Origin of the sequence: Acinetobacter sp. BWR-L5, assembly GCF_039655985.1 — a bacterium.
GTDB classification, from domain to species: Bacteria; Pseudomonadota; Gammaproteobacteria; order Pseudomonadales; family Moraxellaceae; genus Acinetobacter; species Acinetobacter johnsonii.
In genome coordinates, this window is record NZ_JAGFEV010000002.1 from 52,777 (window position 1) to 67,809 (window position 15,033).

General features: G+C 38.1%; 16 protein-coding genes. 13 read left to right on the forward strand and 3 right to left on the reverse strand.

What is annotated here, in order from left to right:
- Nucleotides 1-23: 23 nt before the first annotated feature.
- Complete coding sequence (locus tag JZ787_RS03770) at nt 24-830, reverse strand: tetratricopeptide repeat protein (protein WP_242759589.1); 807 nt, start codon at nt 828-830, stop codon at nt 24-26.
- A 293-nt stretch (nt 831-1,123) separates the two neighbouring features.
- On the opposite strand from JZ787_RS03770, the gene JZ787_RS03775 reads away from it, so the two are divergent.
- Nucleotides 1,124-1,369 carry a hypothetical protein gene (locus JZ787_RS03775; RefSeq protein ID WP_004695190.1) on the forward strand — a complete coding sequence of 82 codons (246 nt, stop codon included), beginning with the start codon at nt 1,124-1,126 and terminating at the stop codon, nt 1,367-1,369.
- 340 nt (nt 1,370-1,709) lie between these two features.
- Nucleotides 1,710-2,900: a glucose/sorbosone dehydrogenase gene (locus JZ787_RS03780; RefSeq protein WP_346311705.1), complete on the forward strand. Its 1,191-nt coding sequence runs from the start codon at nt 1,710-1,712 to the stop codon at nt 2,898-2,900.
- Nucleotides 2,901-2,966: 66 nt separating this feature from the next.
- On the opposite strand, the gene JZ787_RS03785 is transcribed toward JZ787_RS03780, so the two are convergent.
- A complete protein-coding gene (locus JZ787_RS03785; protein ID WP_346311706.1) occupies nt 2,967-3,689 on the reverse strand; it encodes a folate-binding Fe/S cluster repair protein in 723 nt (240 codons plus the stop codon).
- A 261-nt stretch (nt 3,690-3,950) separates the two neighbouring features.
- Between JZ787_RS03785 and acnD the strand changes: the two genes are divergently transcribed.
- The 8 genes from acnD to JZ787_RS03825 all read left to right on the forward strand — a co-directional run bounded on the left by acnD (nt 3,951) and on the right by JZ787_RS03825 (nt 11,750).
- The gene (acnD, locus tag JZ787_RS03790) at nt 3,951-6,557 is read left to right on the forward strand and encodes a Fe/S-dependent 2-methylisocitrate dehydratase AcnD (protein WP_346311707.1); all 2,607 of its coding nucleotides are present in this window, start codon (nt 3,951-3,953) and stop codon (nt 6,555-6,557) included.
- Nucleotides 6,558-6,632: 75 nt separating this feature from the next.
- Nucleotides 6,633-7,556 (forward strand): DUF1837 domain-containing protein, encoded by a 924-nt coding sequence (locus JZ787_RS03795; protein ID WP_346311708.1) that lies wholly within the window; start codon nt 6,633-6,635, stop codon nt 7,554-7,556.
- Complete coding sequence (locus tag JZ787_RS03800; protein ID WP_346311709.1) at nt 7,556-9,649, forward strand: DEAD/DEAH box helicase; 2,094 nt, start codon at nt 7,556-7,558, stop codon at nt 9,647-9,649. Before JZ787_RS03795 ends, JZ787_RS03800 begins: the two co-directional genes overlap by 1 nt.
- 45 nt (nt 9,650-9,694) lie before the next feature.
- Complete coding sequence (vapB, locus tag JZ787_RS03805; RefSeq protein WP_005400268.1) at nt 9,695-9,925, forward strand: type II toxin-antitoxin system VapB family antitoxin; 231 nt, start codon at nt 9,695-9,697, stop codon at nt 9,923-9,925.
- The gene (locus JZ787_RS03810; RefSeq protein WP_346311710.1) at nt 9,925-10,344 is read left to right on the forward strand and encodes a type II toxin-antitoxin system VapC family toxin; all 420 of its coding nucleotides are present in this window, start codon (nt 9,925-9,927) and stop codon (nt 10,342-10,344) included. The genes vapB and JZ787_RS03810 overlap by 1 nt, the downstream gene beginning before the upstream one ends.
- A gap of 130 nt (nt 10,345-10,474) precedes the next feature.
- Nucleotides 10,475-10,618, forward strand: a complete 144-nt coding sequence (locus JZ787_RS03815; protein ID WP_004695201.1) for a zinc ribbon-containing protein — start codon at nt 10,475-10,477, stop codon at nt 10,616-10,618.
- A 118-nt stretch (nt 10,619-10,736) separates the two neighbouring features.
- On the forward strand, nt 10,737-11,312 hold the full coding sequence (locus tag JZ787_RS03820) for a DUF4126 domain-containing protein (protein WP_346311711.1): 576 nt from the start codon (nt 10,737-10,739) through the stop codon (nt 11,310-11,312).
- A gap of 231 nt (nt 11,313-11,543) precedes the next feature.
- Complete coding sequence (locus tag JZ787_RS03825) at nt 11,544-11,750, forward strand: hypothetical protein (protein ID WP_005400272.1); 207 nt, start codon at nt 11,544-11,546, stop codon at nt 11,748-11,750.
- Nucleotides 11,751-11,831: 81 nt separating this feature from the next.
- Here the strand turns inward: JZ787_RS03825 and JZ787_RS03830 are convergent, their stop codons facing one another.
- Nucleotides 11,832-12,185: a hypothetical protein gene (locus JZ787_RS03830; protein WP_346311712.1), complete on the reverse strand. Its 354-nt coding sequence runs from the start codon at nt 12,183-12,185 to the stop codon at nt 11,832-11,834.
- A 257-nt stretch (nt 12,186-12,442) separates the two neighbouring features.
- On the opposite strand from JZ787_RS03830, the gene JZ787_RS03835 reads away from it, so the two are divergent.
- The 3 genes from JZ787_RS03835 (at nt 12,443) to JZ787_RS03845 (ending at nt 14,463) form a co-directional block, all read left to right on the forward strand.
- Entirely contained in the window at nt 12,443-13,099 is a 657-nt protein-coding gene (locus JZ787_RS03835) for a hypothetical protein (protein WP_346311713.1), read from the forward strand.
- Between the two features lie 106 nt (nt 13,100-13,205).
- Nucleotides 13,206-13,478: a hypothetical protein gene (locus tag JZ787_RS03840; protein ID WP_159153323.1), complete on the forward strand. Its 273-nt coding sequence runs from the start codon at nt 13,206-13,208 to the stop codon at nt 13,476-13,478.
- A gap of 589 nt (nt 13,479-14,067) precedes the next feature.
- Nucleotides 14,068-14,463, forward strand: coding sequence for a VOC family protein (locus tag JZ787_RS03845; RefSeq protein WP_168158249.1), 396 nt, complete (start codon nt 14,068-14,070; stop codon nt 14,461-14,463).
- Nucleotides 14,464-15,033: the final 570 nt, after the last annotated feature.

Consider the following 15,033-nt stretch of genomic DNA (forward strand, 5'->3'; position numbering starts at 1 on the left):
AGAGTATTTTTTGAAGAAGCGATTTATTTTTTGACTGCTGCTGTTGCAGGGGACTTAGCTTGATTCGCCATCATGGTTTCAACCTGCGCTAATGATTCTTTCGCTTGTGGCACATTTTCTTTAGCTAAAGCGGTAAAAATTTTCTTCGCTTCAGGTAAGTTCTGCGGAATGATATTGCCATTGGCAAACATATTGCCTACGGCCATCAGGGCAGGAATGTAACCTTTTTTGGCTAAGTCTTGAATGCTGTTGAGGCCTTTTTGAATGGGTGCTTCTTGTTTATTTTTAAAGCCTGTGCTGATGTCGTACAGGGCTTGTGCATGAATGGCTTGATAGTTACCTTTTTTCACCAAAGGCTCAAGTTTCTTAAGGGCTAACTTTTCAGACTCTGGCTTATTTTCAGAAAATAACAGCACGGCATATTCAACGGTTGCATCATCAAAGCCTAATTTAGATGCGGCTTCAAAGTGTTGTTTGGCTTTGTTAATGTCTTGAGGCAAGCCTAAAGTACCCGTGACATAGTTTTTCGCAAGCACATAATGCGCAACAGGGTAGCCTTTGTTTGCAGCATCTTGATAGAGCTGAATGGCTTTCTTCTCATTCTTCGCTGTGCCTTGGCCAGTCTGAGTCAAATAAGCCAAGTTATACATGGCTTGTGAGTTGCCAGACTTTGCCAGTTTTTCTAAAGCCTGATATGCCCCCGTCATATTGTTGGCTTTGACCATTTCCTCTATCTTGGCAAATTCGGGGTTAATGGTATCTTGAGTGGTGGCTGCAAGTGCAAGCTGGCTAGTGAGTGCAATTAAGCTTGCAAGTACGATTTTCTTCATGTTTTATAAACCTTTTTCTTACACATAAGTCCATCTATGTGTGTATTTGTTTTGAGTCATTTCACATCATAAGTTGAATTGTGTGAATGTAAATATCTGAATTGTGTCTTGGTCTTACAAATTTCCGTTGATTGTGTTGATCGGTATATATTTTTCCAATACAAACCGCGTGCTGTGTAGTGGAAACGTCTGAAACGTGTTATTGGTATTTGTAGCTGATGAGCTTCGGGATTTATTAGGATTCTGGCTTAGATTCTGTTTAAATAGCGCTGAAAATGAGTAGTGAGTTCAGCATGTTTATTAAGTCAATTAAGCGAAATTATTTAAAAGTTTTGGCCGATGAGTCGATTCCAGATGGTGAAAAAATTGATGCCTTATTGATGAAATTGGGTGGTGAATTTTTAGTGAGCAAAGATGACCGCGTGTATATCTTTGAAAAAGACGGTGTGACCGCAAAATTTGATGCTAAACATGCACGAGACTTTTCATTTAAAGACTATCTCTGCAAAGACATGAATAAGCTGTTTCATGATTTTTGATATTTTAATATTCATTGAAAATGAGTGAACTATTAAATAGGGCTCTAAAAAGGGTTTAAGTCATTGGATGAACTTTTTATCAAAGTACTGATGGTTGCTATAGATTTCTAAAGCAATATTTTTTATGTTCTATTATATCCGTAGAACAAGAATGAAGGCCTTAACCCACTGCAAAGACGCTTGCAGTGGTCAGGCTAAAAGATAATATAAAATAATAGTTTGTATATGAAGAGCCTATACGTTTTTGTAGCAAAAGCGTTTGACTATGTGGTCATCATTCAAGTTATATCCTATAAAAAAGAAGGTTACTTTTCATAAGATGAATCGAGACGTATCTAAAATGATAAAAATATTCTCAATCTTATTCATATGTTTAGTTGGCTCAATGGCAGTTTTAGCTAGGCAGCCAAATCTTGTGCCTCATCAAATCAACTTGAAAAATGGGAAGCGCTTTTCTCTAAACCTTCCAGCAAATTACGACATCGTTCCTGCGGCTGAGGGCTTAAAACGTGTTCGTTTTTTTAGCAAAGCACCTGACGGTAGAATGTTTGTAACGGATATGCACGATTTGACCGACAATAAAAAAGGCATCGTTTATATTTTGGATGAATGGAATGCTGAAACAGGAAAATTCGGCAAAATTATTCCTTATATGACAGGTTTGAAAAATCCAAATTCAGTCCAATTTTATACCGATTCTTCAGGGCAAGACTGGTTATATTTGGCTGAAACTCATCAGCTCACCCGACGAAAATTCACCCAAGGTGAAATAAAACCCACGGCTAAAGCTGAAGTTTTAGCGACTTTTCCTGATTATGGTTTAAGTTATAAATATGGTGGCTGGCATTTAACACGAACCATTGCAGTGGGTGGGAACGGGAAAATTTATGTTTCAGTCGGCTCAAGTTGTAATGCTTGTACCGAGAAAGAGAAAGTTAGAGCGACAGTTTTAGAAATGAACCCCGATGGTTCTGAACAAAAGATTTATGCCACAGGTTTACGCAATGCCGTCGGTTTGAAATGGGTGGGTAAATTTTTATTTGTCACCAATCAAGGTGCAGACGATTTGGGTAAAAATAAGCCTGATGAAACTTTTTATGCACTCAAGCGTGATGCAGATTATGGTTGGCCATCTTGTTATTCGTCTAATGGTAAAATTTTAGCAGACCCAAAATTTAAACGTCCAACAGGATGTAAAAATGTACCATCTCCTTATGCCTATTTCCCATCGCATTCATCAGCACTAGGCTTTGACTATTTTGATGATCCAAATACGGATGACCTCATTAAAAACTCTTTTTTAGTGGCTCTGCATGGTTCTACGGATGCCACAATTGGTCATGGCTATAAAATTGTGATTATGCGTAAAGGGAAAAAACTTGAAACCTTTATGGATGGTTTTTTAGTGGGGAATAAGGTGAATGGTCGACCTGCGGATATTTACCGTATAGATGCAAATTCCTTTTATTTTTCAGATGATAAGGGTGGTGTGGTTTATTATGTGAGGAAGAAAAATCCCTCATCGCTCTAAGTTAAAAAGCCCCCAAAACCAAAAATAAGTTTTAGAGGCTAATTTATCAGTAAACAATTAAAACAATTACTGCGGTCTTGCCACATCACCATTTAAGCGTTCTGGTAAGTTTAAAACCGTCACATCCAGTTCAGTTAAAGACTCAGGACGTGCCACCACCAACGCGACATAACCGCCATCAATCGCAGTGCTATTCACCACTTGAATACCTTTATTCAACTGTTCAGCTTGAGCAGGTGCACTGCCTGTACCCTGAATTAAATGCAACCACGCTTTTGGTTTTGCTTTAAACCATAAACGCGCAATCACTTCCTGACCCAAGTAACACCCTTTGTCATAGTGCACGCCAGCACGTTGGTGTAAACGTAGCTCTTGAGGTTGAAACACATGCTCAATCGCTTGGTCGATAAACGCTTCACCATGAGTAATGGCTTGTACTTGCCATGCAGCAATATCGGTAGGCTCAGCAGAGAAAGTGGTACGGTCTTGCGTGAATGTTGGAAAAACTGAACCCACAGGTTCAAGTTTCATTTTAGAGAAAGCACCAAACTTTTTAATGTGCTTGGCAAACTCTTCCGACTGGTCTTGAGTGGTGACAATTTCAAAATGCTCAGGGTTGCGTTTTGTCAGCCACAAACCAAAGTGGATACGGCCTTTCAAGTCACAAATGGCGGTGTATTGCGTTATATTTTCAGCTAAAGCTTCAACGTTGACCGTCACTTGGCCTTGTAAAAATTTGAGTGCATCTACACCAATTAAAGTGAAAGAGGAGAAAGCTAGATCGCTCATGAATTGCTCGCCTACCTTAAAATCTAATACTAAAGAATTAGGGCTATTTTCCGCTATTTTTCAGAAAAAATCATATTTAGAGTAAATATTTAAAAGTTAATGTAACTAAATATTTCAAAAACCCCTGTTTTTATATCTAAGTTTATGAAATATAAAAGATTTGGGAAATGGGTTTTCGACAGTGTAGTATGCCTAGCAGACAAAGATGAATTGTCTAGTAAAGACAGTGAAGAAAAATGAAACACCAAAGGCAGGAACGCTATGAACAATAATCACCGCAAACCACTGCAAGGCACCCAGCTAGAATACTTTGATGTGCGAGAAGCCGTTGAACAGATTCAGCCAGGCGCTTATGCAAAACTTCCATACACTTCAAAAGTATTGGCTGAACAGTTAGTGCGTCGTTGTGATCCTGCCATTTTGGAGCAGTCACTAAAAGAATTAATTTTCTCAAAACAAGATCACGATTTCCCTTGGTATCCTGCGCGTGTGGTGTGCCATGATATTTTGGGACAAACCGCATTGGTTGACCTTGCAGGCTTGCGTGATGCGATTGCCGATCAAGGCGGTGACCCATCGAAAGTGAATCCTGTTGTGCCGACTCAGTTGATCGTCGATCACTCATTAGCTGTGGAATTCGGTGGTTTTGATCCAGATGCCTTTGAGAAAAACCGTGCTATCGAAGATCGTCGTAATGAAGACCGTTTCCATTTCATCGAATGGACTAAGACAGCTTTTGAAAATGTTGATGTGATTCCTGCGGGGAATGGCATCATGCACCAAATCAACTTGGAGAAAATGTCTCCAGTGGTACAAAGTCGTGAAGGCGTTGCATTCCCAGATACTTGCGTCGGTACAGACTCACATACGCCACATACCGATGCGCTCGGTGTGATCTCAATTGGTGTCGGTGGTTTAGAAGCTGAAAATGTAATGCTCGGTCGTGCGTCTTGGATGCGTCTTCCAGACATTATCGGGGTTGAATTTGTTGGACAACGTCAAGCGGGGATCACTGCAACCGATATCGTTTTAGCATTGACTGAGTTTTTGCGTAAAGAGCGTGTAGTCGGTGCGTACCTTGAGTTCTTTGGTGAAGGTGCGGACAGTATGTCTGTGGGGGATCGTGCCACGATTTCCAATATGACTCCTGAATATGGCGCAACAGCAGCCATGTTCTATATTGACCAAAACACCATTGATTATTTAACCCTGACAGGTCGTGAAGCTGAGCAAGTTGCACTGGTTGAAAACTATGCCAAAGAAATTGGTCTTTGGGCATCGGATATGAAACAAGCGGAATATCCACGTGTACTTCGCTTCGATCTTTCAACGGTAACACGTAATATTGCAGGCCCATCAAACCCACATGCCCGTGTTTCTACTGCGGATTTAAAAGAAAAAGGCATTGCTGGTGTGGTTGAAAACCGTACCGATGGCTTAATGCCTGACGGTGCTGTGATTATTGCTGCCATTACTTCTTGTACCAATACATCAAACCCACGTAATACGGTTGCCGCAGGTCTATTGGCACGTAAAGCCAATGAATTGGGCTTAACACGTAAACCTTGGGTGAAATCTTCTTTTGCACCTGGTTCTAAAGCTGCTGCTTTATATCTAGAAGAAGCAGGTGTATTGAATGACTTAGAAAAACTCGGTTTTGGTATCGTGGCGTATGCATGTACCACGTGTAACGGTATGTCAGGTGCTTTAGATCCTAAACTACAACAAGAAATTATTGACCGTGACTTGTATGCAACTGCGGTACTTTCGGGTAACCGTAACTTCGATGGTCGTATCCATCCTTATGCAAAACAAGCGTTCTTGGCTTCTCCTCCGCTGGTTGTAGCGTATGCGATTGCAGGAACGATCCGCTTTGATATTGAAAAAGATGTATTAGGAAACGACAAAGACGGTAATCCAATTTACCTGAAAGACATTTGGCCTTCAGATGAAGAAATTGATGCTCTGGTTAAAGAAGCGGTGAAACCTGAACAGTTCCGTAAAGTCTACATTCCAATGTTTGATTTGGGTGTGGCGGAAAAATCGGAAAGCCCACTGTATGACTGGCGTCCACAAAGTACCTATATCCGTCGTCCACCGTATTGGGAAGGGGCTTTGGCTGCACCACGTACATTGGCAAATATGCGTCCGCTTGCCATCTTGCCTGACAACATCACTACCGATCATTTATCACCATCGAATGCCATTATGATGGATTCGGCAGCGGGTGAATATCTGCATAAAATGGGTGTGCCTGAGGAAGACTTTAACTCCTATGCAACGCACCGTGGTGACCACTTAACCGCACAGCGTGCAACGTTTGCGAACCCGAAATTGTTTAATGAAATGGTGGTTCGTGCGGACGGTACGATTAAGCAAGGTTCGAAAGCACGTGTTGAGCCTGAAGGCGAAGTGATGCGTATGTGGGAAGCGATTGAAACTTATATGAACCGTAAGCAACCGTTGATCATTGTTGCAGGTAAAGACTATGGTCAGGGTTCTAGCCGTGACTGGGCTGCCAAAGGCGTGCGTCTCGCAGGTGTTGAAGCGATTGTAGCGGAAGGTTTTGAGCGTATTCACCGTACTAACTTGGTGGGTATGGGCGTGTTACCGCTTGAGTTTAAAGCAGGAACTGACCGTAAAACTTTAGGTTTAGATGGTACTGAGCTATATAGCGTGATTGGTAATATCGCGCCGCGTTCGACTTTAACTTTAGTCATTGAGCGTGCGACGGAAGATGGTAAGAGTGAAACCGTTGAAGTACCTGTAACTTGTCGTCTAGATACTGAAGAAGAAGTGTCTGTATATGAAGCGGGTGGTGTATTACAACGTTTTGCGCAGGACTTTTTAGAAGCGAGTGCGTCATAAGAGTGTAGTCTAAAGTTATTGATATTGTTTGAAAAATGCTCTAACTTGATGTTGGGGCATTTTTTTGGAATGAATATGGATTTTAACGTCTTAGTATCCGATGATTTTTTGAATATATGTACAAATAATAAAATAAAAATCAAAGATAATAAAAAAATCGTTACATTTATCAATGATTTTGAAGATAGAAAATGGCGGTCTAGTAAGTTTTTTAACTTTATATGGAATAACATTGCTGAAACAGCTCTGAATCACAAAGAAAGAGAAGCTTTATTTGATAAAAGTCGGGAAAAATTAATAGAATCTGCAAAAAAACTAAGATTATCAGAGCCGACTGACACGATTGGTCGGGGTAGTGAAATAGCAGAAATAATGCTTTATGCAATTATGAAGCATCATTACGGTGCTCTGCCTGTTGTACCTAAAATATATTACAAACAAAATAGTCAAGACAACGCAAAAGGTGCAGATAGTGTTCATATTATAGTTGATGGAGATAACTATAGTTTATGGTTTGGCGAGGCAAAATTTTTTTCTAACTTGAGTGACCAAAATTTTTATCAAATTACAAATTCACTTTCTGAGGCTCTTAAAACAGAAAAATTAAAGAAAGAAAATTCGATTATTACAGGCTTAAGTGATCTAAATGGCTTAGGTATTGAAAATGAGTTGTTAGATAAAATAATTAAAGATTTATCCCCAAAAAATTCAATCGATAACATTAAAAAATTAATTAATGTACCTATTATGATTATACATGGGTGTGAGATAACTGAAGAAACATCATTATTTGATGAAGATTATATTTCTAAAATGAAAACACATTATTTTGAAAAGGCTAATAAGTATTTTTTAAGTCAATATAATAAATTAAAAGAAGTGCCGTTTTATGATTTAATTAAATTTCATTTAATACTATTCCCAGTGCCCAATAAAGATAAAATAGTTGACAGATTTATAAAAAATGTTGAGCACTATAAGGCGGAGGCTGAAGACTAATGAATGCTTTCGAAGAAATGCATGTGATCAATGAATTTCTAATCCTTGGTAATGAAGAAGATGCTAGGGAAAAAATTATTAGACTAGTTGGTAATTTAGATTATTTGGATTCAGAAGATAAAAAAATAATAATTCCACCTTTAAATGACTTATTAAGGCAGGTAGGACTCTATCCTTATATAGATAAAGACTATGCTACATGGCAAGAGCAGATTCTACTAAATGCTTTTTCAGTTGACATTGGGGGAAAAGAAGTAGTTTTACATAGAGAGCAATCTAAACTTTTATCTGGACTGTTAGATGGGAAAAATTTAGCGGTGAGTGCTCCAACGAGTTTTGGAAAAAGTTTTACGGTTGATGCATTTCTACAATTAAGAAAACCTAAGACCGTTATGATGATTGTCCCTACGATTGCATTAGCTGATGAAATTAGAAGGAGATTACAACCAAAGTTTGGACGACAATATAAGATTATAACTACATCTGATATAGAGTTAGCTGAAAAAAATATATTGATACTACCTCAGGAGAGGGCTTTAAGTTATATCGGTGTAATTGAAGAAATTGATTTACTTGTCGTAGATGAATTTTATAAAGCAAGTGAGAAAGAAAAAGATTCTAGAAGTATCACTTTACAAAGAGCAATGCTTGAATTTCAACGTATAGCTAAACAAAGATATTATCTAGCACCGAATATACAAAGCCTTACTGATAGCATTTTTACGAAAGGAGTTGAGTTTGTCAGTATCGATTGTAATACTGTCGCATTAGATATTGAGCATACTTACGAAAAAATTAATGACAATTATGATAAAAATAAAGCATTGTTTGATATCTTAGATAAAGTGGATGGTAAGACTTTAATTTATGTAAAGTCACACACAGCACTGGACGACGTTTTAACATTACTTTCTGAAAATATCGAAATAAAAGAAAATCAAGTGCTTAATCAGTTTTCCAGTTGGATAAAAAAGAATTATTCGCCCACATGGAAACTTAGATTTTTACTACAAAAAGGTGTTTGCACTCATAATAGTAATTTACATAGATCATTGTCACAGATTCAGCTTCATTTATATGAAACTGTCCCACTCGATCTAATGGTTTCGACATCATCTATTATTGAAGGTGTAAATACGAGTACAAAAAATATAGTTTTATGGAGTAATAAAATTGGTTCTTCTTCTTTAAAGTTTTTTACTTATAAAAATATTATGGGTAGAAGTGGTCGTATGTTCAAATACTTTATAGGTAATGCATTTTTATTAGAGAAACCTCCTAAAGAAGTTAGTTTAGAGCTAGATTTAGCACTTCAAGATGAAGCATCATTGTTGGTTGATGAGGACTATTTAAATGATGAGTTGACTCCTGAGGAACTAAGAAAAATTATAAGTTTCAAAAAAGAGATGGCAAATTTGCTAGGTGTGAAATATTCGGAGTTAATTTCATTTCAGGATTTAGATGCCTCTAATAAGTCTTTGCTACAAAAAATTGCTCATGCTGTATTAGCAAAAAACTTGAACTATCGGAAAATGAATTTATTAAATGCAGATGATGAGTATTGGGAGACTTCGTTATTACATATTCTGAATACTGTACATCCTTCAAATTTAGGAGGTAATTATTATGATATTATCAAATGCATTTTAGTTTTAAAAGATAATTGGAAAAAGAATATCCCTGAATTATTAACTGAATTAGAAAATTATGATTTAGGAATAGATGAGTTTTTTAAGATTGAAAAAATAATAACTTACAATTTGTCGAGTTTTTTAAAGTCCTTACAGACTCTTTATAATAAAAAAAATGAAAGAGAATTAAATATAAATAATTTTATTGAAAAAATTTCCCATGCATTTTTACCCAAAAATGTTTTTTTCTTGGAGGAATATGGATTACCACGTTTTTTATCTAAGAAAATATGTTTGTCAGGGTTAATTAATTTAGAAAATAATGATTTAGAGATTAATGATGTAGTGGGTGAGTTTCTAAATATAGGAATTGATCAGTTAATTGAAGAAGTAGAAAGTTTAGATATTTTTGATGAATATGTACTCAAAATATTTTATGAGGGAATCGAACTTAAAAACTAATTTAGTGTAACTTTTTAACTTTAATGTATGTTTGGAAAACATCAAATGACTACCGCAAAAGTTTTTATGACTGGTCGAAGTCAAGCTGTTCGCTTACCCAAAGAATTTCGCTTTGAAGGTACAGAAGTCGAAATTTTCCGTCGTGGCGATGAAGTGATTCTGCGTGAAAAACCAGTTACCGTAGATCGGTTATTTAAAGTATTAGCGCAAATGCCGAATGACTTTTATGCAGAAGAAAGAGTGGATGAACCACCACAGGAACGAGAAGAGTTCTAATGCAGACACAATATTTATTGGATACGAATATTTGTATCTACATCATCAAACATCAACCTGAAATTGTCCGTCAGCATTTTGAAAAACATCTCCCACATCGAAATATTTTAATTTCAGTCATTACTTTGGGGGAGTTGCGTTTTGGTGCAGAGAAAAGTCAGCAAAAAGAAAAAGCCCTCAAAGTGATAGATGAATTAACCTCAATGATTCAAGTGGTTGAGTTAGATGAATATGTCGCTGACCACTATGCACAAATACGTCACGATCTTTCATCCAAGGGGCAGATTATTGGTGCGAATAATTTGTGGCTTGCCGCGCATGCACGTGCGAATAATTGGGTGATGGTGGCCAATAATGAAAAAGAATTTTTGCGTGTCGATGGATTGCAGATCGAAAATTGGGTGTCTAACACCTTGTAAGATGTTTAGATTTTCTATGGAAATCATTTCTTGCCCAAATGCCATCATCATTTGTCGAAATGATCAATAGACATCCATCATAAAATGCATATACTAGTAAGACCATTTTCTAAACATATGGAGAACAAAAATGGTTACTGCTGGCGAAAAACCTGGAACAGGCTTCTATTTTTGTGTTCAATGCGGACACCGCGTCTACTTAGAAATTGGTACAGATCGTTTACCCCCGTGTACCAAATGCCAAGGCAATCAATTTAACAATAAGAATGCCTAAGCCAAAGATTTAACAGTTACCCACTGTTTAAAAGAAAAGCCCTATCACCCGATAGGGCTTTTTGCTAAGTTATAAAAAAGATAAAAACATCCCAACTTAGGCCACACAGGAAAAGCGCATGGAAACCATATTAGGACTTTGTATTGGTATTGGCTTAAGTGCTGCCTGTGGCTTTCGTGTCTTTGTCCCACTCTTGGTCATGAGCCTTGCATCTATTATAGGATGGTTCGAACCCATGCAAGGTTTTGAATGGTTAACCATGCCATCGGTGTGTATCGCCTTAGCCATTGCAACCGTCTGTGAAATAGCAGCTTATTACATACCATGGGTCGACAACGCTTTAGACACCATTGCAACGCCAGCCGCAATGGTCGCAGGAACACTCACCACTATGGCGGTCAGCAGCGGGGAAATGTCGCAGTTTGCCAGTTGGGCTGCGGCATTTATTGTGGGTGGCGGTACAGCAGGCGCCGTGCAAATGAGTACCGTTGCTGTCCGTGGGGTTTCAACCGCAACGACAGGCGGGGTTGCCAACCCACTGGTGTCTACAGTGGAGTGGGTCGGAGCCGTTTTACTGTCCGCGCTTTCACTACTGGTTCCTGTCTTGGTGGTGATCGTGGGCATTATTTTGGCGATCTGGGCCGTACGTTGGTTTAAACGTAAAAAACAAGAAAGTATCAGCACACCTTTATAGTTTCAGTAGTTTTCTTATGGTGTTGTTGGATCTCTAAATTAAAAGATAGAGTGGCTACTTTTTCGCTCATGTGGACATCAATTCTTTTAACTTGATATGACTTAGAGGTCAGTTTCACTTTTAAAATAATGATTGATTTTCATACGGCATCCGTTTAATTTTATAAACACATACTTTTTGTATGGTTTTGTTTGTGGTTGAACTTTATAAAAATTATTCGGGGAACTGTAAATGATAAAATTTATTGTAAATGAACAGCCTAGTGAAAAAGGCATTCATCATATTCATAATGCATCCTTAGGCTGTACAGATTTACCCAGCTCGGAGGATCAAATTCTGATTGGTTATTTTGCCAATTATGAGCTGGCTTATAAACGGGCAAGAATGAACTGGCCCAGAGAAAAAGTCGAAGGTTGTGACAAGTGTTGTTTCAAATAGCCAAAAGCAAAAAAGCTCTGCGAATTATGCAGAGCTTTCCATTGTTAGATATGGATGTTCTATTTTTTAAGTATTACAACATTAATGGATTTCAACTCGGGTCGTGACCTTAATTTTTCGACACTCTCGGTCAGCTTCGAGTAGTGAGCGAATTTTAAAGTCAGAAAATCGCACTACTCGGTTTTGCATAGCAAACTGTTCAGGTGTTTTAATTTCTAAGCACTGAAAGGGACGCAGATTTTTTAGGATGTGCTTCTGTTTATCCGTCATGTTCTGTGTCGATAAGTACACATAACCTTTGGTGGTTTTTAACAGCACTTCATTTGGCTGTGCTTCGGTTGAGCTGGTGACTTTGACAATATGTGTTTTTAACATTTTGCATGCACTGAGGGAAAGCGCAAGACACAGCATCAGCAGGGCAGTTTTGGTTTTCATGATGAAGCGTATTTGAATGGTCTTTCGTCACTTTAGCCGAAAGTTTTGAACGGCAGCAATCAAAAAATGACACTGACACAGTCATCTGTTTTTAATTGTAGAGCATTCTACAAATAGGCTTCTGATAAATGCTAAGCTGAAGCACAGATGCCAAAATTAAGCATTCATTAGAGCGCTCTTTTACCTACTTTATTATTTAAAAAATTAACAAAACTATGAAAAAACAGTTCATTCTAACTTCTCTAATGTTCGCTGCAATGTTGGGTATATCCGCAAATATATATGCTGAAAATTTAAGCACAGAGGATATTCAGCGACAAAAAGCCAGCAGCCAATACAAAGCTTATCTTCCTGCAAAATATACGGTGTTTGAGGTCGTGCAAGGGGATTTAAACAAAGATGGCTTAAAAGATGTGGTTTTAATCATCAAAGGTACAGATCCGAAACAGTGGGTCACCGATGAATACCGTGGGAAACTAGACCGCAACCGCCGTGGTGTGATCGTGCTGTTGAATACAAAAGGGCGCTACCAAAAAGTCGTTCAGAACCTGTCACTGTTTTCTTCAGAAAATGAAGATGGCGGTGTGTACTTTGCGCCTGAGTTGATGCCCTCTATCGAAAAAGGCCTGTTAAAACTACATTATGCCCATGGTCGTTATGGATATTGGGCCTATCAGTTCCGTTTAGAGGGGCGTGATATGCGTCTGATTGGCTATGACAGCTCCGATAATTTCGGCCCTTATGTGAACAGCGAAACCAGTGTCAATTTTCTCACCGCAAAGAAGCTAGTCAGAGAAAATCTCAACAAAGACCTTGATAGCGACCCTAAATTTAAAGAAACATGGAGCAAAGTGAATGTTGCTCCAATGTATTTGAGCAAAATTCAGGACATCGATGCTCTGAGTTTTGAATAGTGTTGGCTTAGTTTTTGCTAACTTATATTTCAAAATGCACTTTTATGAGTGACGTGAGCCTAGGGCATCAGTCACATGACTGCTTGATCATGTATAGGGGAAAGCGATGGAAAGTAAAGAACTGGCTTTGAGTGTTGAAGAGAAACCTAAGCTGAGTACAGCTGCTCATTTGATGGCAGGCTGGCCTTTGTTTTTAGTGATGATTGGTGGTGCAATCGGTGGAGCCTTAGCTGTGGTTGCGTATGTGATTAACCGAAAAATTTATCTGTCTCAGCTCAGCAATATGCAAAAGGTGCTTGCCAATTTACTCTGTGGTATGTCCGCGATCAGTTTATGGTGGTTTATTGCAACGTGGTTGCAAGGTTATATGGGGACTTAAGCGTTCTGAAATGATGGTGTAAAAAATGATAGAAGTTCATTTTTATGCGATGAAATAGATGATTCAAGTGTCATTATGAATGTTTTTATCAAATCTAGTTGTATTTAGGGAAATATTTTTCATCATTGCTTGAAATCAGCCAATCTTCGGAAATTCATCCCGCACCAATTTGCTTAATATAGCGTTTAAGGGCACAGGAATCGAAAAGAGTAGTTTGCGACTCGTTATCTATCAGATCAGCGTCGTACTTACCCACAAGGTCTCGATTCGGCTTAGGACGCTATAGATTATCCATTTATAGGCAAAAGTTTAGAACTTACCCAGTTTTAATCGTTGAAGTTATCTCCTGATCCCTAGAAACAACATGATAAAAACAACACGATAAAAGACACGTCCATTCAAATATTTTCTTCCATTTTAAGCATCTATATTGCCCCGAATTTATCCAAATATTTGCTCTAACTGTGACCAAACAAATTGGCGCTTTGGTTTGCGAAAACGGCTTTAAAAAAATTGCGATTTGATAACATTGGAACGCTTAGAGTTCTGCTATAACCATTAAAAGTCTGATAAAAAATATGGAACAACAATGAAAATATATGTCACCAGCATCATGGTCGATAGCCAAGAAAAAGCCTGTCAGTTTTATACAGAAAAACTCGGTTTTAAAATCAAACATGATGTACCTGTGGGTGATTATCGTTGGCTAACCTTGGTTTCACCCGAAAGTCCAGAGGGTGTTGAACTGCTATTGGAGCCTGATGCACATCCCGCGGCACAGCCGTTTAAAGCTGCAATTAAAGCAGACCTGATTCCCTATACTTCTTTTCAAGTGGATGACCTTGATGCGGAATATGAGCGACTCAAAAACTTAGGGGTGCGCTTTACCAGTGAACCGATGCGGGCCGGAAAAGTCAAAGTTGCAGTCTTTGATGATACCTGTGGGAATCTCATTCAGTTGATGCAGGTCTGTGCAGGAAGTTGATTTTCTCATCTGTGATGCAGTAAAGAAATAAAATCCTGAGAAAAGCGCTTTTATGTGAGAAAAAAATCACAAATACGCTGCATTTGGGAAAATATTTTTTAGATAACCTGAAAGCCAAGATTTTTTTCCAAAAATAGCCAAAAAGACTTTATCTTCGGGAAACAATCCCGCCCTTGGATTGTTAAATTATATCTCAAGGGTGTGACGGGATCGAAAAGAGTAGCATGCTACCAGTGGCGCAAAACGCGTGAGTAGTACTTACCCAAAAGGTCTTGATTCGGCTTAGGACGCTATAAATCAAAAGTTTATAGGCTATAAGATCATCACTTACAAAGTTATGATAGTTGAAGTAAACAACATGTTTTCCCAGACACCCTAAAAAATTTGAACTCGAATAAAATATAAATCAAAAAAATAAATTTTAATATTTCCCACGAAAATCGAAAAATCCTGCTGTTGTAGTTTCACTTACATCATTTAATTTTAAGTTTTCAATCTAATCAGCGCTGCTAAAAAGCTGGTTTTATATGGAGTGATGGACGCCTAAGATTAAGGCTGTTTTCCATATTT